Consider the following 18,932-nt stretch of genomic DNA (forward strand, 5'->3'; position numbering starts at 1 on the left):
AGAACGTCAGTGAGTGCGCACGATGGAGGGTGGACTCGAAGCGCCCTCCACCAAACTACATAGGCGTGCTATATTGTTTCTCGTGCCCGATTCCAGCGCCCCCGTGCGTCTCGCCTCCGCCGCCACCGCCCTCACGCGGTTCGCGGGCCGGGCGAGCGGCGCGACCGGGCTCGGCGCGCAGTCCGGAGCCGTCTGGTCGACGCTCGCCGAGCTGCGCACCGCCTCCCCCTCCCGCCTCGGCGAGCTCGCCGAGCGGGTCCGCGTCACCCAGCCGACGATGACCGGCATCATCGCCCGTCTCGACGAGGCCGGCTGGATCCGCCGCGTCCACGACGCCGGCGACGGCCGCGCCTGGCTGATCGAGGGCACTCCCGCCGGCTTCGACGCCCTCGCCGAGCACCGTCTCCGCCTCGAGGCCGCCCTGGCCCCGCTGTTCGAGGACCTCGACGAGGACGACCGCCTCGCCCTCGAGCGCGCCGCGACCCTCGTCGAGGCCCGCGTCGCCCGCATCGCCGGCACCCCCGTCCCCTCCTCCCCCGAGAAAGGCTCCACGCCGTGACCACCTCCCCCCACTCGCCCGCCCAGGGCTCGATCCTGAAGCAGCCGCTGGCCGTCTGGGCCGTCGCCTTCGCCGCGGTGATCGCCTTCATGGGGATCGGCCTGGTCGACCCCATCCTCCCGGCCATCGCCGAGAGCCTGCAGGCGACTCCGACCGAGACCTCGCTGCTCTTCACGAGCTACCTCGTCATCACCGGCGTCGTGATGTTCTTCACCAGCTGGCTCTCCAGCCGCATCGGCGCCAAGAAGACCCTCATGATCGGCTTGGTGCTGATCGTGGTGTTCGCCGCGCTCGCCGGCACGGCGGGCAGCGTCGAGGGCGTCATCGGCTTCCGCGCGGGCTGGGGCTTCGGCAACGCGCTGTTCATCTCGACCGCCCTGTCGACCATCGTCGGCGCGGCGAGCGGAGGCTCCTCCGCGGCGATCGTGCTCTACGAGGCCGCGCTGGGCATCGGCATCGCCATCGGCCCGCTGCTCGGCGGGCTCCTCGGCAGCGTCTCGTGGCGCGGCCCGTTCTTCGGGACCGCCGTGCTGATGGCCGTCGGCTTCATCGCCATCGCGACGCTCCTGCGCGAGGACGGCCCGAAGCCCGCTCCGACTCCGCTCTCGGCGCCCTTCGCGGCCCTCAAGGTCCCGGCCATCCGCACGCTGGCGGGCGCCGCCCTGTTCTACAACATCGGCTTCTTCGTGCTGCTCGCCTACACGCCCTACCCGCTCGGGCTGGACGAGATGGGCCTCGGCTTCACGTTCTTCGGCTGGGGCCTGGGCGTGGCGATCACCTCCGTGTTCGTCGCTCCGCTGCTCACCCGGCGCCTCCCGCGCACCGTCGTGCTGCGCTCGGTGCTGCTGCTGCTCGCGCTCGACCTGATCGCCGGCGGCCTCGTGATCTCGTCGCGCGTCGGCCTGATCGTCTGCATCATCGTCGGCGGCCTGCTGCTCGGAGTCGTCAACACGGTGCTCACCGAGTGCGTGATGGAGGCGACCGACCTGCCCCGCTCCGTCGCCTCGTCCGCCTACTCCGGCGTCCGCTTCCTCGGCGGCGCGATCGCCCCGCCCGCCGCCTCCGCCCTGGCCGCCGCGATCTCGCCGGCCTTCCCGATGTACGCCGCGGCCGGAGCGGTCGCCGTCGCCGCGCTGATCGTGCTGCTCGGACGCCGCACCCTCGCCCGCGCCGACGCCCACGAGCCCGAGCCCGAGCTCGTCGAGGCGCAGGCGATCACGCTCGGCGAGTGACGCGCCCGGCGGGCTTCAGGGGCCCGCCGAGGGGTCGCGAACGGTCGTCATCCGAGCGGGATGACGGCCGTTCGTGACGCCTCACGGGAGGGCGCGCGCTCAGGAGTCAGGGCGCGACCTCGAAGAGGCGCGGGCGCAGCGCGGACGTGCGCGGGTCGGCGGCGCAGGCGGCGAGCGCCGCCGCGAGGACGCCGCGGGCCGGGTGCGGGTCGCGGACGTACACGTCGACGCCGGCGGGCGTGAACGGCGTCCGGGCGAAGCGGGTGAGCGCCCAGCCCGCCTCCTCGTCGGCGGCGACGAACGACCAGCGGCTGCGGGCGAGGAGGGTCAGCGGCTCGACGCCGCGCCAGCGGAAGCCGGACGGATCGTGCGGGTCGGGGGTGTCGATCCCGACCACGTAGTGCGAGCGCGTGCGGCCGCGCCAGCTGACGACGTCGCCGATCCCGCCGGTCGGGAGCGGCGCGTACGTGATCGCCACCCCCGACCGCGAGCGCCAGAGCGGCAGCGAGGAGCCCCGGACGAACCAGGTGCCGCTCGCGAGCGCCCGGGCGTCGATCATCGGAGAGCGTGCTTGATGTTGGTGCGGGCCAGCGCGACGGCCTCGCCCGCTCCTCCGTTCATCACGATCTTCGAGACCGCCAGCGCGAAGCCCTTCACCTGCGCGCCCGTGATCGTGGGCGGGAGCGAGAGGGCGAGCGGATCCGTCACCACGTCGACGAGGACCGGGCCGCCGTCGGCGAGAGCCGAGCGGAGGGCCTCCTCCACGTCGCGCGGGTCCTCGACGCGGATGCCGCGGATGCCGATCGCCTCCGCCACCTTCGCGTAGTCGACCATCGGCACGTCGACGGCGAAGTCCGGGAAGCCGTCGACCAGCATCTCGACCTTCACCAGCCCGAGCGTGGAGTTGTTGAACACGACGATCGTCACGGGCAGCCGGTAGGCGGCGACCGTGACCAGCTCGCCCATCAGCATGGAGAGCCCGCCGTCGCCGCTCAGCGAGACGACCTGGCGACCGGGGTGCGAGAGCTGCGCGCCGACCGCCTGCGGCAGCGCGTTCGCCATCGAGCCGTGCATGTACGAGCCGAGCAGGCGCCGCTTCCCGTTGGGGGTGATGTAGCGGGCCTGCCAGACGTTGCCCATGCCGGTGTCGGCGGTGACGATCGCGTCCTCGGAGAGCAGGCCGTCGAGCGTGGACGCGACGAGCTCGGGGTGGATCGGGCTGCGCGTGCCGACCTCGGTGTACTTCCCGACGACTCCGGTGACCAGCTTCTCGTGCTTCTTCAGCGTCTTGTCGAGGAAGCGGTGGTCCTTCCGCTGCACGAGCGGGGTCAGCGCGGTGAGGGTCGCCGCCACGTCGCCGTGGACGGGGTGCGCGACGCTGACGCGGCGCCCGAGCTTCGAGGCGTCGCTGTCGACCTGAGCGATCACGACCTTCGAGGCGTCGGGGAGGAACTGCTCGTAGGGGAAGTCGGTGCCGAGGAGGAGGAGCAGGTCGGCGTCGTGCATGCCGGCGTGAGCCGCTCCGTAGCCGAGGAGGCCCGTCATGCCGACGTCGTAGGGGTTGTCGTACTGGATCCACTCCTTGCCGCGCAGGCTGTGCCCGACGGGCGCGCCCACCAGCTCGGCGAAGGCGACGACCTCGTCGTGCGCGTTCTGCACTCCGGCGCCCGCGAAGATCGCGACGGTCCGCGCCTGGTCGATCGCGGCCGCGAGGGCGCGGACGTCGGCGTCGGCGGGGACCAGGACGGGTGTCGACGGCAGCACGAACGCGGGGAAGCCGTCGACCGCCTCCAGCTCGGCGATGTCGCCGGGGAGGGTGACCACGGCGACTCCGCGGAGCGCCACCGCGCTGCGCATCGCGGCGTTCACGACCCGCGGAGCCTGGGCGGCGGTCGAGATCAGCTCGCGGTAGTTCGAGCACTCGACGAAGAGCCTGTCCGGGTGCGTCTCCTGGAAGTAGGACGAGCCGATCTCGTTGCTGGGGATGTGGCTCGCGATGGCGAGCACCGGGGCGGAGGAGCGGTGCGCGTCGTAGAGGCCGTTGATGAGGTGCAGGTTGCCGGGGCCGCAGCTGCCGGCGCAGACGGCGAGGCGCCCGGTGAGCTGCGCCTCCGCGCCGGCGGCGAAGGCGGCCGCCTCCTCGTTGCGCACGTGGATCCAGTCGATGCCTCCCTTCTCGGATCCGCCGCTGCGGCGCACCGCGTCGACGATCGGATTCAGCGAGTCGCCGACGATCCCGTAGATGCGGGAGACGCCGGCGTCGATGAGCTGAGCGATGAGCTGGTCTGCGACCGTCTTCTGAGCCATGACCCCATTCGACCGGACCGGGCTGAGCGTCCGCTACTCCGGAAAGTGGAGATCCGGATCGAGTGCATCCCCCTCGGGACGGATGCCCTGCACCCCTAGCCTGGGAGCCGTCACAGGAACACCTCCGTGCAGCAGATCCCGGGAGTCGTCATGAACCGCCGCAGAACCGCCCTCGTCCTGGCCGCCGGCGCGGCCCTCGCCCTCGGCCTGACCGGCTGCTCGGGCCTGAACGGCCTGATGGGAGGCGAGACCCGCGACGACGAGACCGGGGAGATCACCGAGGGCGGGACGACCGACGTCTTCCAGCTGCGCGTGGGCGACTGCCTGAACGGCGAGCTCAGCGAGGAGGCGACCGAGGTCACCGACGTGCCGACCGTGCCCTGCACCGACCCGCACGTCTACGAGGTGTTCCAGAACCTGACGATGGCCGACGCCGACGAGTACCCGGGCGAGTCGGTCGCGACGGAGCAGGCCGAGACCGACTGCGTCACGGCCTTCGAGTCGTTCACCGGGATCGGCTACCAGGACTCGGCGTACGACTTCAGCTACTACTACCCGACCGCCGAGAGCTGGGGCACGGGCGACCGCACGATCAACTGCATGATCACCGACCCGAACGGGCCGAGCACGGGCACGCTGGCGGGCGTCGCGACCTGATCGCGATCCCCGCGCGCGGTGGTGCCGGTCCGGCCGAGCGCTCCGCGCGCGGCCGGGGTCAGTCGCGGTCGCGCGCGGGGAACAGGCGCAGCAGCAGGCCGGAGCCGATCCAGACCACGGCGATCCCCGCGACGAGCCAGGAGGCTCCGAGGCCGGACGCCGCTCCCGCCAGCACGGCGCCGACGGCCGCGGCGGCGGAGCGCAGCCCCGCGCCGATCGTGAACACCTGCGAGCGGACGGCGGCGGGGCTCTCCTGGTCGCGCAGCAGCAGCATCGCCGCGTTCGAGGGTGCCGTGAAGACGCCCGCGACCGCGAAGGCGGCGATCGCCACGACGACGCCCAGGTCGGGGACGGCGACCAGGAGGACGGCGCCGGTCGCGATGTAGGCGGCGCCCATGGTCCACGCCGGCGGACGGCGGGTCCAGCGGCGGGCCGCCACGGCGAGGGCGCCGAGCAGGCCGCCCACGGCGAAGGCGGTCAGGATCCACGCGGCGGCGTCGGTGCTGCCCAGCCGCTCCACCGAGAGGCTGATCGCCGCGACTCCCGCCGCTCCGCCCGCGACCTGGCTGAGGGTGCCCGCCGAGGTGACCACCGCGATCGGACGGTGCCGCACGAGGTGGGTGACGCCCGCGACGATCGTCCGCAGCACGCCGACGGTCGGCGCCGGACGCGCCTCCATCGCCAGGCCGAGCGATCCGACGACGCCGATGAGGGCGAGGACCGCCATGGCGAGCATCGCGGTCCGCGCTCTCCCGACTCCGACCGCGAGGCCCACGATCGCCGGCCCGCTGATCGAGGCGACCGTGTACGAGAGCGAGTCCTGCGCGTAGGCGCGGCGCGGCTCCGGGATGGCGCTCGTGACGAAGCTCGACATGCCGCCCATGTAGACGGGCGTCGCGAGCCCCGCGAGGAGCAGCAGCACCACGATGAGCGGCGTCGGCACCTCGCCGAGGAAGGCGGCGACCGCGAAGGCGACGGCGGTCGTGAGCGCGGCGCCGACCAGGAGCCGGCGGGGGCGGCGGACCCGGTCGAGCACCGTGCCGACGAGCGGTGCGGCGATCACGGCGGGGAAGAGCGCCGCTCCGGTCAGGGCGCCGCCGAGCGCGACGTCGCCGAGACGCTCGACGGCGAGGACGGGGAGGGCGACGACCATGCCGGCGCTGGCCAGGCGGAGGGGGATCGACGCGGCCTGGTAGCTGACCGCGCTCATGCGGGACCGGAGATCGACATCACCTCCGATGGTGTCACGGCTGCGGGACCGGGTCGGCCGGGGAGGCAGGCCACCGGCGTCCGAGCGGCCTGCGGAGCCTGCCCTAGGCGATCGGCGTCCGCGCCGCGAGCTCGGCCGCCGCCGCGACGCCCAGGCGCCAGGGCGCGCCGTGGCCGGGCAGGAGTGTCCGCGCCCCGGTCCCGGCGAGGACCCGCAGCGAGTCGAGGGACTGCGCCGTGTCGGCGGTGGCGGCGCGCGCGACCAGGTGCGGGCCGGTGCGCGCGGAGTAGGGGTCGAGCGTGACCAGCGCGTCTCCGCCGATCACCGCGTCGCGCTCGGGCAGGTGCAGCGAGACGTGCCCGTCGGTGTGCCCCGGAGTCGCGAGCACGCGGGGCGATCCGGGCACGTCGAGCACCGCTCCGGCGGTCAGCGGCAGGGTCCCGTGCACAGGCGGCACCGCGAGCGCGCCCGCACGGGCCATCGCTCCGAGCACCGGGATCGCGGAGGGGTGCAGCAGCGGGTACACGAACGGCGTGCGCTGGCGGCGGTAGGAGTAGGGCTGCGCGGCGAGCGGCTGGTCGGCCGCGTGCAGGTGGACGGGGACGCCCCGGCGGACGAGGCTGCGGGCGACGCCGAGGTGGTCGAAGTGCACGTGGGTCAGCACGAGGGCGTCGATGTCGCCGAGCGAGCGGCCGAGCACCTCCAGCGCGCGGACCAGGTGCGGCCACGTCCTCGGGAGACCGGCGTCGACGACGGTCAACCGGCCCGCCTCCTCGATCAGGTAGAGGTTCGTCCAGGCGTGCTCGAGCCGGTGCACCCCGGGTGCGACGTCCCGGTGCAGGCTCGCGCCGCCCCCTCGCCGCTGCTGCCGGTGCTGCTGATCGCGCTGCTGCTGCTGGTCCATCGTGCTCCCGCCCCTCCGGGCCCGCGCCCGATCGCGACGACGCTACGAGCGTCTGCGACGGATCGGACAGGGCGTTGACGGCGGGGGTCCGCGTCGTGCAGGGCTCAGCGGCGCCGCCCGCGGAGGGCGAGCTGCACCGCCGCGAGCAGGAGGAGGACCGCGAAGAGGATCCCGGACACGCGCGCCGGCAGGAGGAAGGAGAGCGCCACTCCGGCGAAGGAGAACGCCGTGGCGGTGAGTCCGACCACGAGGCCCGCGCGCACGTCGAGCAGGCCGCGCCGGGCGTTCGCGATCGAGCCGGTGACCGCCGTGGGGATCATCGCGGCGAGCGAGGTGCCCTTGGCCAGGAGGTCCGCGAGCCCGAAGGCGCCGACCAGGACCGGCACGGCGATCGCTCCGCCGCCGATGCCGAAGAGGCCGGAGGCGACGCCCATCCCTATGCCGAGCCCCGCGAATCCGGGCCACACGCCCCAGCCCTCGGCGACGTCGCCGGTGTCGTTCGAGCCGAACACGGCCATCCGCACCGCCGCGGCCACGAGCAGCGCCACGAACATCCAGCGCAGCACGCCCAGAGGCAGCCGCGCGAGCAGCCAGGATCCGGCCACCGCCCCGAGCATCGCCGCAGCCGCGATCACCGCCGCCGGGACCCAGGCGACCTGGCCGGCGAGGGCGTAGCCGAACGCTCCGGCGACCGAGGTCGGAGCGATCGCGAGCAGCGAGGTGGCGGAGGCGCGGCGCTGGTCCATCCCGGCCCACGCGATCAGCATCGGCACCATCACGATCCCGCCGCCGACGCCGAACGCGCCCGACAGGGTCCCGCCGACCGCGCCGATCAGGGCCAGGACGAGCAGGGCGCGCGGGCGCATGCGCTCGGCCGTCCGACCGGGGAGGGGCGCCTGCGGGGCGGTCGAGTCGGTCACGGCTCCATGCCACCACAGCACCGGGCCGAGGGCGAATCGACGAGCGTCGACCGCGTTCCTGAGAGGACCGGCCCGGCCCGCCTCTCTGGCAGTTGCCTGGGCGGGCCGGATCCGACCGTGACGTTCGGCGTCGACGGAGCGTCCTACCTGCATACCCCGCCTGATCGAGCGATCGGGCCCCGAGCGAAAGAGGAGACCATGGCCGAGACCACCGCGACCACCACCCGTCAGACCAGCACCGGATCCGGACGCACCGTGATCGAGGACGGCGTCATCGCCAAGGTCGCCGGCATCGCCGCGCGCGAGGTCCCGGGCGTCCACGCCCTCGGCGGAGGAGCGGCCCGAGCGATCGGCGCCATCCGCAACGCGATCGGCAACGACGACCGCGGCCAGGGCGTCAAGGTCGAGGTCGGCGAGCGCCAGGTCGCCGCCGACATCACCATCGTCGCCGAGTACCCCGCGCCGCTGCAGAAGGTCGCCGAGGACGTGCGCTCCGCCGTCGCCGACGCCATCCAGCACATCGCCGGCATGGAGGTCGCCGAGATCAACGTGACCGTCCAGGACGTCCACATCCCCGAGGACGACACCCAGGAGTCCGACCCGCGCGTCGTCTGACCCGTTCCCCCCGCACCGACGCCCCGGGCCGAACGGCACCGGGGCGTCGGCGTGTCGGCGACCCTGCGCCGACCCCCGGGGCGTCCCCCGCGCCCCTCCCCGACCGGGAACCCGGCCCCGCACCCCGACGCGGGGCCCCCGCCCCCGAACCCTGACCCGAACAGGAGCGATGACATGGAGAAGTCCTGCGTCCGCCCCCTCGACCTGGACGACGCCGTCGCCCTCGTCGGCATCCTCGCCGCCCTCCAGGCCCTCCTCGACAGCGGCGGCCTCCCCCCTGAGGAGGTCGAGGCCCTGCGCCACGGCCTCGAGCAGGGCGGAGCCCTCCTCCCCGGAAGCGACGAGAACGAGATCGCGACGGCTCTGGGTGGGCTGAACGCCCGCCTGCGTGGGACCATCGGGTGATCGCGCCGCGCTCGACGTTCCCGTAGCCTTCATCCGCGCTCGTGTCGACCCCGGAGACGCGCTCCCCCGACCACGGGTAGCGTCCGGTCCGGTCCCGCACTCCCACGGGGTCGCTGAACCCCGAGAGCCGGAGGAGATCCGATCGTGAACGGTGACCACTTCGTGCTCTCGACCGCGACGCCGTGGGACGACCGCACAGAGATCATCGGCGTGTACGCCTCCGAGGCGTGGGCCCGCGAGGCCGCCGCCGTATGGCTCGGCTCCCCGGACCGCGAGGCGTTCCCCCGGTGCGTCATCGAGGGCTGGAGCGGCGCGCACCTCCTCGGCCGCGAGGTCGTCGAGGCCCTCGGCTTCGACGACGAGGGCGGCGACGAGTCGCTGGGCGGCCCCCGCAGCCTCTGACCTGGCGGCCTAGCCGCCCCAGTGCGACGGGCGCTCGAAATGCGACGGCAGCGTGGTCGCCGCATCCCCTCGGGCGCTGTTCACCTGCGCCTGGGTGAGGTAGACCGCCTCGGCGAGCCGCGCACCGGACACGTCCGCATCACGAAGGTCCACCCCGAGCAGGTCGCACCGCTGCAGATCCGCACCCCGCAGATCCGCGGCGAGGAGGAGCGCGCCCCGCAGATCCGCCCCCCGCAGGTCCGCGTTCCGGAGCGATGCACCCGCCAGATCGGCACCCGGAGCGAGCCGACGGCCCCTCGACCGGCGGGCAGCCGGCGCCGCTCCTGCGCGAGCGGCTGCGCTCGCCGCGATCAGGAGCGGCCGGGACGCTCCGTACTCCGCGTCGACGTCGACCGCGACCACCTGCTCCGGCTCGCCGAGGGTGTGCGCGTGCACCGCGTCGAACCGCTCGCGCAGCTCATCGAGGAGCGGCGCGCCGACGCCGGGCAGCGCCAGAGCGGAGTCGAGGTACCAGAGCAGCTCGTGCAGGCGGCGCATCAGCGGGAACACCGCGAACATCCGCTCGCGCACGGCAGGGTCGGACCGCCAGGAGACGCCGCCGAACGTGTGCTGCGAGACCTTCTGGCCGGCGCCGAAGCAGTCGAAGACGGTGCAGCCGACGAAGCCCTGCGGCCGGAGCCGGCGGTGGATCGTGCACGCGTCCTCGCCGTCGAGGTTGACGCACGGGTCCCCGGCGTGCTTGTCGAACGGGAAGTCGGCGGAGCGGGCGAAGGCGAGGGCCACGCAGCACAGGCCGAAGCAGTTCGCGCAGTCGGCGCCGAGGTCCTCGCGGCGGCCGAGCTCGACCCTGGTGCGTGACGTCATCCGTCCGAGCCTACGCGCGGCGGCGCCTCCGGATCAGTGCGCGAGCGCGAGCACGCCGACGACCAGCACGCCGAGGCCCACGATCCCGAGCAGCGAGACGAGGCTCTCCTTCCAGGAGAGGCCCGCGCGCACGACGGCGATGAGGGCGATCCCCGCGAGCGTGGCGACGTAGACGCCCGCGCCGATCCGCAGCGCGACCGTCGCATCGATCCAGCCCAGCGCCGCGGCACCGAGCGCGAGGACCGGCAGCGACGCCGAGGCGAGCGCCCCGCCCGCGATCCGCAGCATCGTGCCCGACTCCGCTCGCGAGGGCGTCGCCGCGTGCACGACCTGGTGCGCGATCACCTCGGCGACGAAGCCCGCGGCCGAGATCCCGACGATCGAGATCACGAGGCTCTGGAGGGCGTGGACCGCGTCGGGGTGGTCGCCGACGAGGTAGATCATCACCACGGCCAGGCCCGTGAAGGTCGCGTAGACGCGCTCCTTGAGGGCGCGGGCGATCTCGTCGAGGGGGCGGCGGGTCCGCTCCGCCCACCGGCCGGCGCGGCCCGGGCGCAGGCGCACGGGCGTCATCCGGTCGGCGGGTGCGGTGCGGCCCTCGTCGGCCGCTCCGTCAGTAGGAGGCGGAGTCGACACGTGCCGCGGAGGAGTCGCCCGAGTGCCGCGCGGCGAGGTCGCCGAGGATGGTCGCGGAGCCGCTGGTGCCGAAGCGGGTGACGCCGAGGCCGCGGTAGGCGAGGAGCGTGTCGAGGTCGCGGACGCCGCCGGACGCCTTCACCTGGACGGCCTCCGAGACGGCGCCGCGCATGAGGCGGAGGTCGTGCTCGTTCGCGCCTCCGCCCGCGAAGCCGGTGGCGGTCTTCACGAAGTCCGCGCCGGCGCGCTCGGCGGCCCGGCTGCCCTCGACGACCTGCTCGTCGTCGAGGAGGCTCGTCTCGAGGATGACCTTGACGACGTGGCCCTCGGCGGCCTCGACCACGGCGCGGACGTCGTCCTCGACGTCCTGGAGCAGGCCGCTCCGGAGGCGGCCGATGTTGACGACCATGTCGAGCTCGGACGCGCCGTCGGCGAGCGCCTGACGCGACTCCGCGACCTTCGCCGCGGTCGAGGTGGTGCCATGGGGGAAGCCGATGACCGTGCCGACCAGGACGCCGGAGCCCTCGAGCCGAGCGACCGAGTGGGCGATGTCGGAGGGGCGGACGCAGACGCTGAACACGCCGGACGCGCGCGCCTCGTCGAGCTGGGCGTCGACCTCGGCGCGGGTGAGCTCGGGCTTCAGGATCGCGTGGTCGATGAGCGCCGCGATCTCGGCGACGGTGGGCAGGCTGGAGTCGGTCATCCGCACATTTTACGTCCGCCGGCGGGACGACGAAGGCCCGCGATCCGATGGATCACGGGCCTTCGGTCGTTCACGCCGCTAGCGGCGCTCGGTCACCAGCTGGACTTGGTGATACCGGGCAGCTCGCCGCGGTGCGCCATGTCACGGAAGCGGACACGCGAGATGCCGAACTTCGTGAGGTTGCCGCGGGGGCGGCCGTCGACGGCGTCGCGCGAGCGGACGCGGACGGGCGAGGCGTTGCGGGGGAGCTTCTGGAGGCCGACGCGGGCGGCCTCACGGGTCTCGTCGGTCCCGGCCGGGTCGACCAGAGCCTTCTTCAGCTCGAGGCGCTTGGCGGCGTAGCGGTCGACGATCACCTTGCGCTGCTCGTTGCGGGCGATCTTGCTCTTCTTGGCCATACTTAGCGCTCCTCGCGGAAGTCGACGTGCTTGCGCACTACGGGGTCGTACTTCTTGAGCACGAGACGGTCGGGGTCGTTGCGGCGGTTCTTCTTGGTCACGTAGGTGTAACCGGTGCCGGCCGTCGAACGGAGCTTGATGATCGGACGGACGTCCTGCTGCTTGGCCATTAGATCTTCACCCCGCGAGCGAGAACATCCTTGACGACGGACTCGATGCCACGGGCGTCGATGACCTTGATGCCCTTGGCCGAGAGGGTCAGGGTGACGTTACGGCGAAGCGACGGCACGTAGTACGTCTTCTTCTGCACGTTCGGGTCGAAGCGGCGCTTGGTGCGCCGGTGCGAGTGCGAGATGGCGTGCCCGAAGCCGGGGACGGCTCCGGTCACCTGGCAGACTGCTGCCATGGTTTCCTCCATGTGTGGTTACCGTGGATCACGCGCGGCACGAAGCCCCGCCCGACCCACCCAAGGTCACTTGTCGGCGCACCGCCCGCCTGTCCGGCCGGAGCCGGAGCTCCTGCCCGGTGGGCAGCACGCAAGCGCGTGCAGATGCACGCAACCTCGCTAGGCTACGCGACCCGGGCGGCGGCCGCAATAGGGCGGGGGCGCTACCCCGACAGGGTGGGGACACTCCCCCGACAGGGTGGGGACACTGCCCCGACAGGGTGGGGACGCTGCCCGGACGTGCACGGGGACTTCCTGGGAGGTTCCGGCAAAAGCGGCCTCCCGTACCCCCCGAGCAGGGCGTTCGTGTACCTTCCGCCTTCCTCGCGGGTCGACGACCGCCCTACTCTGAGCCGACCGCGGGCGCCCGCTCCCGGCAGCAGCCGGGAGTAGCAGCACATGCGCCAGTCCTTCCTCCGTTCCCTCGTCGCCGCGGCCGTGCTCGTAGCGGGCGCAGGACTCAGCGTCGTGGCCGCGCCGACGGCGTCGGCGGCGCCGGTCTTCAGCACCGCGTGCTTCACCTCCCCGAAGGTCTCGACGGTGTCGCAGTACACCGTTCCCGCGACCGGGGTCTCGACGGTCCGCGCCGTCCTCAGCGGACAGAACGGTGGGAAGGGTGCGAGCGGCCTCGGGACGGGCAACGCCGGCGGACGCGGCTCCAGCCTCGTCGTCGAGGTGCCCGTCACGCCCGGGCAGGTGCTGGAGATCGGGCGCCTCGCCGGCGCCCCGGCCGGAGCGGCAGGCGCCACGCGCTACGTGAACGGCGGCGTCTACGGGGGCGACTCCGGCGGCGCGGGCGGCGACGCCCAGTACCTCAGCACGGCCGGCTCGGACGGCTGTCAGCACGCCCTCGCCGTGGCGGCGGGCGGCGGAGGCGGCGGCGGGCGGTCCTCGGTCGGCGGCGACGCCGACGCCGGCAGCGGCGCGAGGGGCGGCGGAACGGCGGCAGGAACAACGCGGCCGACGGCGGCGGCGGCGGCGCGGCCGGGCAGAGCTCGGGCGGCTCGCCCGGCGCCCGCGGCTACAGCACCTTCGGCGAGTGCGCCGACGGCAACAACGGCCAGTGGGGCGTGTTCCTCAACGACGGCAAGGGCGCCGACGCCGGCGCCTCCCGCGGCGGCGGAGGCAACTGCTCGTTCCCCGGCCACAGCGGCGGCGGCGGCGGGGCAGGCTGGTGGTACGGCGGCGGCGGCGGATCGCCCTACGTGTTCGGCAGCATGAACGACACCCTCGGCGTCATGAACGACCCCGGCGCCGGCGGCGGCGGCTCGAGCTACGTGCACCCGAGCGCGACGAGGATCTCGCAGACGGCCGGCCCGACGGCGGCCGACCCCGTTGTCGCTCCGGTGTACGACACCGCCGTGACCGTGACGCGCACCCCCGACTTCTCGATGCTCGGGCAGGAGGTCACCGTCACCGCGAGGGTGACCATCCCGAGCCTGGGCCGGCCGGTGGCCGCCGGCGGCACCGTCGAGATCCTCACCGGCGCGGGCACCAGCAGGGTGACCCTCGACGCGGACGGCGTCGGCGTGCTGACCACGAGGGACATCCCGCAGGGCTGGAACGAGATCCGCGCGCACTACCCCGACACCATCACCCCCGCCGAGGCGGGACGCGGGAGCTGGTCGGCGCTCCCCGCTCTGCGCCACGAGGTGCGCGCGTGCGCCGCGGCACCCGTCATCACCCGGCAGCCCTCGGACATCGCGGGCGTCACCAACCAGATCTACACGCTGACGATGGGCGTGAGCGTCTCCGCCGTCTACGGCGGCATCCCCGCCGTGTCCTGGGAGAGGTCCACGGACGGCGGCGCCACGTGGAAGCCTGCGCTCGGCCGGGCGGGCGCCCGGGAGGACGGGACCGCGTTCCTCGAGGCCGGCCCCGATCCCACCGGCTCCTACCGCTACCGGGCGACCCTGACCACCTGCGGCGGCAGCGTCCGCAGCGAGCCGGCCACCGTGGCGGTGGGCGGCGTGCGCTTCGACCTGTCGACGCTCCCGCAGAAGGCCTACGGCGACTCCTTCGACGCGAGCCCCTACGCGCAGGCCGTCGACGTGCCCGGCCGCTCGATCGTCCTGAGCAGCAGGACCGCCGAGACCTGCTCCGTCAGCGGCATGAGGGTGACCGTGCTCCACGCCGGCGTCTGCACGCTCGCGGCGAGGCTCGACGCGCTCGCTCCTCTGGGCTGGGCGGGCGAGCCCCTGCAGAGCTTCACGGCGAAGCCGAAGGCGCTCACGGTCACCGCTCCGACGGTCGACTACCCGCGAGGCGCGCCGGCCCCCGACCTGCGCTGCACGGCCGCCTTCGTCGGCTCCGACACCTTCGGCGCCCCGCTCACGGCCGGCGTCTACCGGCCGATCGTCACGGCGGACGACGTCATCTACCGCCTGATCCCTAACTGGCCCACCTCCACCTTCACCACCTTCACCACGCGGTGCAGCGGCGCGAAGGTCAGCAGCGACTACACGATCGCGGGGTACAAGGACGGCGCGCTGCGCATCGTCGCGGCCGTCCCGATGGTGACCGCCTCCTCGCCCTCGTCGACCTACGGATCCACTCCCCCCGCGATCACCGCCTCCGTGACCGGCTCCCCCTCGGGGACCGTCTCCTGCGGCGCCTTCGCGGCGTCCGACACCGGATTCACGACGCCGCTGGCGCTCTCCGCGACGACCCCCGTCGGCCGCTACCCCACGCGCTGCTCCGGCCTGACGAACCCCTCGGGACAGCTGATCACCATCGACGGCGCGCTCACGATCTCGCCGGCGCCCCTCTTGGTGACCGCGTCGAGCCCCGGGACGCAGGCGCACGGCACCGCGACCGCCCCGACGGTCACCTGCACGGCCGACGGCTTCGCAGGAACCGACCGGTTCGTCACCGAGCCGACCGGCGCCTACTACACGGCGGACGGCACCGGGAAGGTCACGATCGGAGCGCGCACGCCCGTCGGCGACTACGTCACGCGGTGCGACGGAGGCGACGCCGGGCCGAACTACACCCTCCGGTCGATCCCCGGCACCTTCGCGCTGGCCGACCGCTCGGCCCCCGTCGTGACCGTGCCCGCCGCCGTCACGGCCGAGCCGGCCGACGTCTCCGGCGCCGTCGTCACCTTCGCGTCCTCCGCGCAGGACGCGGTCGACGGAGCCGTGGGCTCGACCTGCACGCCCGCCTCGGGGAGCGTCTTCCCGATCGGGGACACGACGGTCGACTGCACCGCGGACGACGAGGCCGGCAACACCGGCACGTCCTCGTTCCGGATCACGGTCCGGAAGTTCTCGCAGACGGTCGCCTTCACCTCCTCGCGGCCGACCGCGCCGACGGCGCTGGGCACCTTCACTCCGACGGCCACCGGCGGCGGCTCCGGGAGCCCCGTCTCGATCGGAGCGACCGGATCCTGCGCGATCGCCGACGGCGTCGTGACCTTCACCCGGAGCGGCACCTGCACCGTGACCGCGGATCAGGCCGGCGACGACCACTACACCGCGGGGCGCGCCTCCTTCGATCTCGAGGTCGCGAAGGCGTCGCAGACGCTGACGGTCGCGGTGCCGAAGACCGGCGTCCTGGAGTCGACCGGCGTCGCCACGGCGACCTCGAGCTCGGGACTGCCGGTGCTCGTCAGGACCTTCTTCGGCTGCACCGTCGCCCCCGACGCGACGGGTGCGCAGATCCTGACCTACACCGAGCCCTCGACCTGCGGCGTGCAGTTCGACCAGCCGGGCGACGAGGTGTACGCGGCCGCCGTCGGCCTGGTGCGCTTCGTCCCGATCTCGCGGATCCCCCAGACCGTCGTCGTCACCTCGACTCCGCCCGACCGGGTGTTCACCGACGACCGGTACACGGTCGAGGCGACCGGCGGCGGCTCGGGCAACCCGCTCGTGATCGCGGTGATCGAGAACGGCAACTGCACCATCGCGGACGACGTGGTGACGTTCTTCGGCGACGGCACCTGCACGGTGACGATCGACCAGGCCGCGGACGATCGGCACGACGCCGCTCCGCAGGTCCGGCAGGTCATCACGGTCGGGACTCCCGAGGGGAACCTCTCCTTCGGGAGCACCGCGCCCCCGCACGCGATGTCGCTCGAGACGTACCGGCCGACGATCGTGCCCGGCCCGTCGAAGGGCGTGCCCGTGCTCTCCGCGAGCCGAGACTGCTCGATCCTCCCGGACGGCGTGACTGTGCGGAACGACGGGGCCGGGCTCTGCGTGCTGTCCCTCGACCAGCCCGGAGACGGCTACTGGCCCGCGCGGCACGCCGAGCAGGAGTACTCGATCTACTTCCTCCCGCAGACGGTCCGGATCACGAGCGCGCCTCCGGTCGGCGCCGTCCTCGGGGACACGTACCGCCCCGTGATCGAGGGCGGCGCCTCGGGCATCGCTCCGTTCCTCCTCACCACCGCGTCGTGCTCGGCGAAGGACGGCGTGGTCACCTTCACCACGAAGGGCGTCTGCGGCGTCTTCGCCTACCAGAACGGCAACCGGCAGTACGACAGCGCCCGGCCCGCCGTGCAGGAGGTGGAGGTCGGCTACGCGCCCGGCTCCGTGGCGTTCACGACCGCCGTCCCGACCGACGCGGAGGTCGGCGGATCCTTCACTCCCGCCTTCACGCGCGGACCGTCCTCCGGCCCCTCGGTGCTCAGCGTCTCGGGCGCCTGCTCCGACGGCGAGAACGGCGCCGTCCGGTTCGACTCCGCGGGCACCTGCACGCTGACGGCGATCCACTACCGCGACGCCACCTACGGCACCGCGCGGGCGGTCCAGACCTTCGAGGTCACCGCGATCGCGCAGACCGTCGCCTTCACCTCGACCGCGCCGTCGACGGCCGCGGCCGGCGACACGCTCACTCCGACCGCGACGGGCGGCGCGTCCGGGCTCCCCGTGACGATCGGAGCGACCGGCGCCTGCACGCTCGCGGACGGCGTCGTCACCTTCGCCGGCAGCGGCACCTGCACCGTCACGGCGGACCAGGCGGGCGACGGGCGCTACGCCGCGGCGGCGCAGGCCTCGCAGACCGTCGCGGTCACGCAGCTCGCGGGCACCGTCGCGTTCGGCGGCGATGCTCCGGCCGAGGCCCGGGTCGGGGGCTCCTCGACGGCCGCGGTCGTCGCCGGCCCCTCCAGTGCTCCCCCGGTGCTGACGGCCTCCGGCGCCTGCTCCGTCGGGCCCTTCCGACTGGTCTCCTACGACTCCGCGGGCACCTGCACGCTGACCCTGGACCAGGCGGGCGACTCCCGCCACAGCGCAGCGCCGACGGCGGTGCGCAGATTCGAGATCACCCGGATCGCGCAGACCGTGGCCTTCACCTCGCAGGCGCCGGACTCGGCGCTCGCGGGCGGCACCTACCGCCCGACCGCGACCGGCGGGGCCTCGGGGCGGCCCGTGGTGCTCGGCGCCTCCGGGTCCTGCACGCTCACCAACGGGGTCGTCTCCTTCACCGGATCGGGCACCTGCACGGTGACCGCCGACCAGACGGGCGACACCCGGTACGACGCGGCGGAGCGGGCCTCGCAGGTGATCGCGGTCGGACTGCTCGCGGGCACCGTCTCCTTCGGCGGCAGCGCGCCGACCGGCGCGACGGTCGGCGGGACGACCACCCCGCGGATCATCGCCGGACCGTCCACGGCGCGTCCGGTGCTGACCGCCTCCGGAGCATGCTCGGCGGCCGCGGGAGTGGTGTCCTACGACTCCGTCGGCACCTGCACGCTGACGCTGGACCAGGCCGGCGACGACGCTCACGCGCCCGCGGAGCAGGTCGTCCGGACGTTCCCGATCGGCAGGGCGCTGCAGACGGTCGCCTTCACCTCCGCGGCTCCGAGCACGGCGACCGCGGGCGGCCGCTACACGCCGACCGCGGCGGGCGGCTCCTCCGACCTGCCGGTCACGATCGGCGCCACGGGCGCGTGCTCGCTCGCGAGCGGCGTCGTGACCTTCAGCGGATCCGGCACCTGCACGGTCACCGCGGATCAGGCCGGCGACGCCTCCCACGACGCGGCTCCCCGGGCGACCCAGTCGATCGCGGTCGCCGCGGTCGTCCCCCAGAAGAAGAAGGCGCAGAAGGTCGCCTTCTCGACCGCGATGCCGTCCTCGCCCGAGAAGGGGATCGCCTACCCGGTCGCGGCCACCGCCTCCTCCGGTCTGCCCGTGAAGCTGTACGCGAGCGGCAGCTGCACGCTGACCGCGACCGGCGCGGGCACGGCGACGGTGCGGCTGACGGGCGCGGCGAGCTGCACCGTCCGGGCCACGCAGGCGGGCGACTCGGCGTGGCTCGCCGCGACCTCGGTGACGCAGTCGCTGCAGGTGAGGTCCTCCACCCGCGCCGACCTCACACTGACGCTGGCGCCGGCGCCGGGACTGGCGGCGACGGCTCCCCTCTCGGGCACGATCACCGTCCGGAACACCGGCACCCGGGACGCGGCGACGACGACCACCCGGGTCGTCGTCAGCGGAACGGTGGCGAGTGCGCCCGGCGCCGTGCAGACGAAGGGCTCGGCCGCGGGCACGACGGTCCTCACCTGGACCGCGCCGAGCGTCTCCGCCGGGCGGAGCACCACCTACTCGGTGACGCTGGTCGACCGGCCGGCCGCCACGACGATCGACGCCAGGGTGTCGACCGCCGCCGCCGATCCCACGCCGGCGAACAACGCGGTCAGGCGCACCTTCCGGTAGAGGCTGCGGGGAGGGA

The 18,932-nt window shown here is 73.9% G+C and carries 18 protein-coding genes; 7 read left to right on the forward strand and 11 right to left on the reverse strand.

The window, feature by feature from the left end; translation table 11 throughout:
- The first annotated feature begins 82 nt into the window (after positions 1–82).
- Both GSU40_RS14010 and GSU40_RS14015 read left to right on the forward strand, forming a co-directional pair.
- A complete protein-coding gene (locus GSU40_RS14010; RefSeq protein ID WP_160035382.1) occupies positions 83–559 on the forward strand; it encodes a MarR family transcriptional regulator in 477 nt (158 codons plus the stop codon).
- Positions 556–1,791 (forward strand): MFS transporter, encoded by a 1,236-nt coding sequence (locus GSU40_RS14015; RefSeq protein ID WP_104226092.1) that lies wholly within the window; start codon positions 556–558, stop codon positions 1,789–1,791. The genes GSU40_RS14010 and GSU40_RS14015 overlap by 4 nt, the downstream gene beginning before the upstream one ends.
- A 106-nt stretch (positions 1,792–1,897) precedes the next feature.
- Here GSU40_RS14015 and GSU40_RS14020 read toward each other — a convergent pair whose 3' ends face one another.
- Both GSU40_RS14020 and GSU40_RS14025 read right to left on the reverse strand, forming a co-directional pair.
- Positions 1,898–2,350: a hypothetical protein gene (locus GSU40_RS14020; protein ID WP_104262788.1), complete on the reverse strand. Its 453-nt coding sequence runs from the start codon at positions 2,348–2,350 to the stop codon at positions 1,898–1,900.
- Entirely contained in the window at positions 2,347–4,098 is a 1,752-nt protein-coding gene (locus GSU40_RS14025) for a pyruvate dehydrogenase (RefSeq protein WP_104226089.1), read from the reverse strand. Before GSU40_RS14025 ends, GSU40_RS14020 begins: the two co-directional genes overlap by 4 nt.
- Positions 4,099–4,224: 126 nt before the next feature.
- On the opposite strand from GSU40_RS14025, the gene GSU40_RS14030 reads away from it, so the two are divergent.
- On the forward strand, positions 4,225–4,755 hold the full coding sequence (locus tag GSU40_RS14030) for a septum formation family protein (protein ID WP_160035384.1): 531 nt from the start codon (positions 4,225–4,227) through the stop codon (positions 4,753–4,755).
- 58 nt (positions 4,756–4,813) lie between these two features.
- On the opposite strand, the gene GSU40_RS14035 is transcribed toward GSU40_RS14030, so the two are convergent.
- The 3 genes from GSU40_RS14035 to GSU40_RS14045 all read right to left on the reverse strand — a co-directional run bounded on the left by GSU40_RS14035 (position 4,814) and on the right by GSU40_RS14045 (position 7,789).
- The gene (locus GSU40_RS14035) at positions 4,814–5,965 is read right to left on the reverse strand and encodes an MFS transporter (RefSeq protein ID WP_160035386.1); all 1,152 of its coding nucleotides are present in this window, start codon (positions 5,963–5,965) and stop codon (positions 4,814–4,816) included.
- A gap of 103 nt (positions 5,966–6,068) precedes the next feature.
- Entirely contained in the window at positions 6,069–6,869 is an 801-nt protein-coding gene (locus tag GSU40_RS14040) for an MBL fold metallo-hydrolase (protein WP_160035388.1), read from the reverse strand.
- Positions 6,870–6,973: 104 nt separating this feature from the next.
- Complete coding sequence (locus GSU40_RS14045; protein ID WP_160035390.1) at positions 6,974–7,789, reverse strand: sulfite exporter TauE/SafE family protein; 816 nt, start codon at positions 7,787–7,789, stop codon at positions 6,974–6,976.
- 198 nt (positions 7,790–7,987) lie between these two features.
- Between GSU40_RS14045 and GSU40_RS14050 the strand changes: the two genes are divergently transcribed.
- From GSU40_RS14050 to GSU40_RS14060, 3 genes are all read left to right on the forward strand, one after another.
- Positions 7,988–8,404 (forward strand): Asp23/Gls24 family envelope stress response protein, encoded by a 417-nt coding sequence (locus GSU40_RS14050; RefSeq protein WP_104283097.1) that lies wholly within the window; start codon positions 7,988–7,990, stop codon positions 8,402–8,404.
- A 174-nt stretch (positions 8,405–8,578) separates the two neighbouring features.
- Entirely contained in the window at positions 8,579–8,809 is a 231-nt protein-coding gene (locus GSU40_RS14055; RefSeq protein WP_104225103.1) for a hypothetical protein, read from the forward strand.
- Between the two features lie 144 nt (positions 8,810–8,953).
- Positions 8,954–9,211, forward strand: a complete 258-nt coding sequence (locus tag GSU40_RS14060) for a hypothetical protein (RefSeq protein ID WP_160035392.1) — start codon at positions 8,954–8,956, stop codon at positions 9,209–9,211.
- A gap of 9 nt (positions 9,212–9,220) precedes the next feature.
- On the opposite strand, the gene GSU40_RS14065 is transcribed toward GSU40_RS14060, so the two are convergent.
- The 6 genes from GSU40_RS14065 to rpmB all read right to left on the reverse strand — a co-directional run bounded on the left by GSU40_RS14065 (position 9,221) and on the right by rpmB (position 12,218).
- Positions 9,221–10,075: a pentapeptide repeat-containing protein gene (locus tag GSU40_RS14065; protein ID WP_160035394.1), complete on the reverse strand. Its 855-nt coding sequence runs from the start codon at positions 10,073–10,075 to the stop codon at positions 9,221–9,223.
- Positions 10,076–10,108: 33 nt separating this feature from the next.
- Positions 10,109–10,711: a hypothetical protein gene (locus tag GSU40_RS14070; protein WP_160035396.1), complete on the reverse strand. Its 603-nt coding sequence runs from the start codon at positions 10,709–10,711 to the stop codon at positions 10,109–10,111.
- Complete coding sequence (deoC, locus tag GSU40_RS14075) at positions 10,689–11,414, reverse strand: deoxyribose-phosphate aldolase (RefSeq protein ID WP_181027245.1); 726 nt, start codon at positions 11,412–11,414, stop codon at positions 10,689–10,691. Before deoC ends, GSU40_RS14070 begins: the two co-directional genes overlap by 23 nt.
- A 92-nt stretch (positions 11,415–11,506) precedes the next feature.
- Positions 11,507–11,812: a 30S ribosomal protein S14 gene (gene rpsN, locus GSU40_RS14080; RefSeq protein ID WP_104225107.1), complete on the reverse strand. Its 306-nt coding sequence runs from the start codon at positions 11,810–11,812 to the stop codon at positions 11,507–11,509.
- Positions 11,813–11,814: 2 nt separating this feature from the next.
- The gene (gene rpmG / locus GSU40_RS14085) at positions 11,815–11,982 is read right to left on the reverse strand and encodes a 50S ribosomal protein L33 (protein WP_027692168.1); all 168 of its coding nucleotides are present in this window, start codon (positions 11,980–11,982) and stop codon (positions 11,815–11,817) included.
- A complete protein-coding gene (gene rpmB, locus GSU40_RS14090; protein ID WP_056038148.1) occupies positions 11,982–12,218 on the reverse strand; it encodes a 50S ribosomal protein L28 in 237 nt (78 codons plus the stop codon). Before rpmB ends, rpmG begins: the two co-directional genes overlap by 1 nt.
- Positions 12,219–13,327: 1,109 nt before the next feature.
- Between rpmB and GSU40_RS14095 the strand changes: the two genes are divergently transcribed.
- Complete coding sequence (locus GSU40_RS14095) at positions 13,328–18,916, forward strand: HYR domain-containing protein (RefSeq protein WP_160035398.1); 5,589 nt, start codon at positions 13,328–13,330, stop codon at positions 18,914–18,916.
- The last annotated feature ends 16 nt before the right edge of the window (positions 18,917–18,932 follow it).

Origin of the sequence: Rathayibacter sp. VKM Ac-2805 (assembly GCF_009834265.1) — a bacterium.
Taxonomy (GTDB): Bacteria; Actinomycetota; Actinomycetes; order Actinomycetales; family Microbacteriaceae; genus Rathayibacter.

Excerpts from the sequence above, each read along its gene's own strand:
- GSU40_RS14020 (WP_104262788.1), bottom strand. The coding sequence starts at position 2,350 with ATGATCGACGCCCGGGCGCTCGCGAGCGGCACCTGGTTCGTCCGGGGC.
- GSU40_RS14025 (WP_104226089.1), bottom strand. The coding sequence starts at position 4,098 with ATGGCTCAGAAGACGGTCGCAGACCAGCTCATCGCTCAGCTCATCGAC.
- GSU40_RS14035 (WP_160035386.1), bottom strand. The coding sequence starts at position 5,965 with ATGAGCGCGGTCAGCTACCAGGCCGCGTCGATCCCCCTCCGCCTGGCC.
- GSU40_RS14040 (WP_160035388.1), bottom strand. The coding sequence starts at position 6,869 with ATGGACCAGCAGCAGCAGCGCGATCAGCAGCACCGGCAGCAGCGGCGA.
- GSU40_RS14050 (WP_104283097.1), top strand. The coding sequence starts at position 7,988 with ATGGCCGAGACCACCGCGACCACCACCCGTCAGACCAGCACCGGATCC.
- GSU40_RS14055 (WP_104225103.1), top strand. The coding sequence starts at position 8,579 with ATGGAGAAGTCCTGCGTCCGCCCCCTCGACCTGGACGACGCCGTCGCC.
- GSU40_RS14065 (WP_160035394.1), bottom strand. The coding sequence starts at position 10,075 with ATGACGTCACGCACCAGGGTCGAGCTCGGCCGCCGCGAGGACCTCGGC.
- deoC (WP_181027245.1), bottom strand. The coding sequence starts at position 11,414 with ATGACCGACTCCAGCCTGCCCACCGTCGCCGAGATCGCGGCGCTCATC.
- rpsN (WP_104225107.1), bottom strand. The coding sequence starts at position 11,812 with ATGGCCAAGAAGAGCAAGATCGCCCGCAACGAGCAGCGCAAGGTGATC.
- rpmG (WP_027692168.1), bottom strand. The coding sequence starts at position 11,982 with ATGGCCAAGCAGCAGGACGTCCGTCCGATCATCAAGCTCCGTTCGACG.
- rpmB (WP_056038148.1), bottom strand. The coding sequence starts at position 12,218 with ATGGCAGCAGTCTGCCAGGTGACCGGAGCCGTCCCCGGCTTCGGGCAC.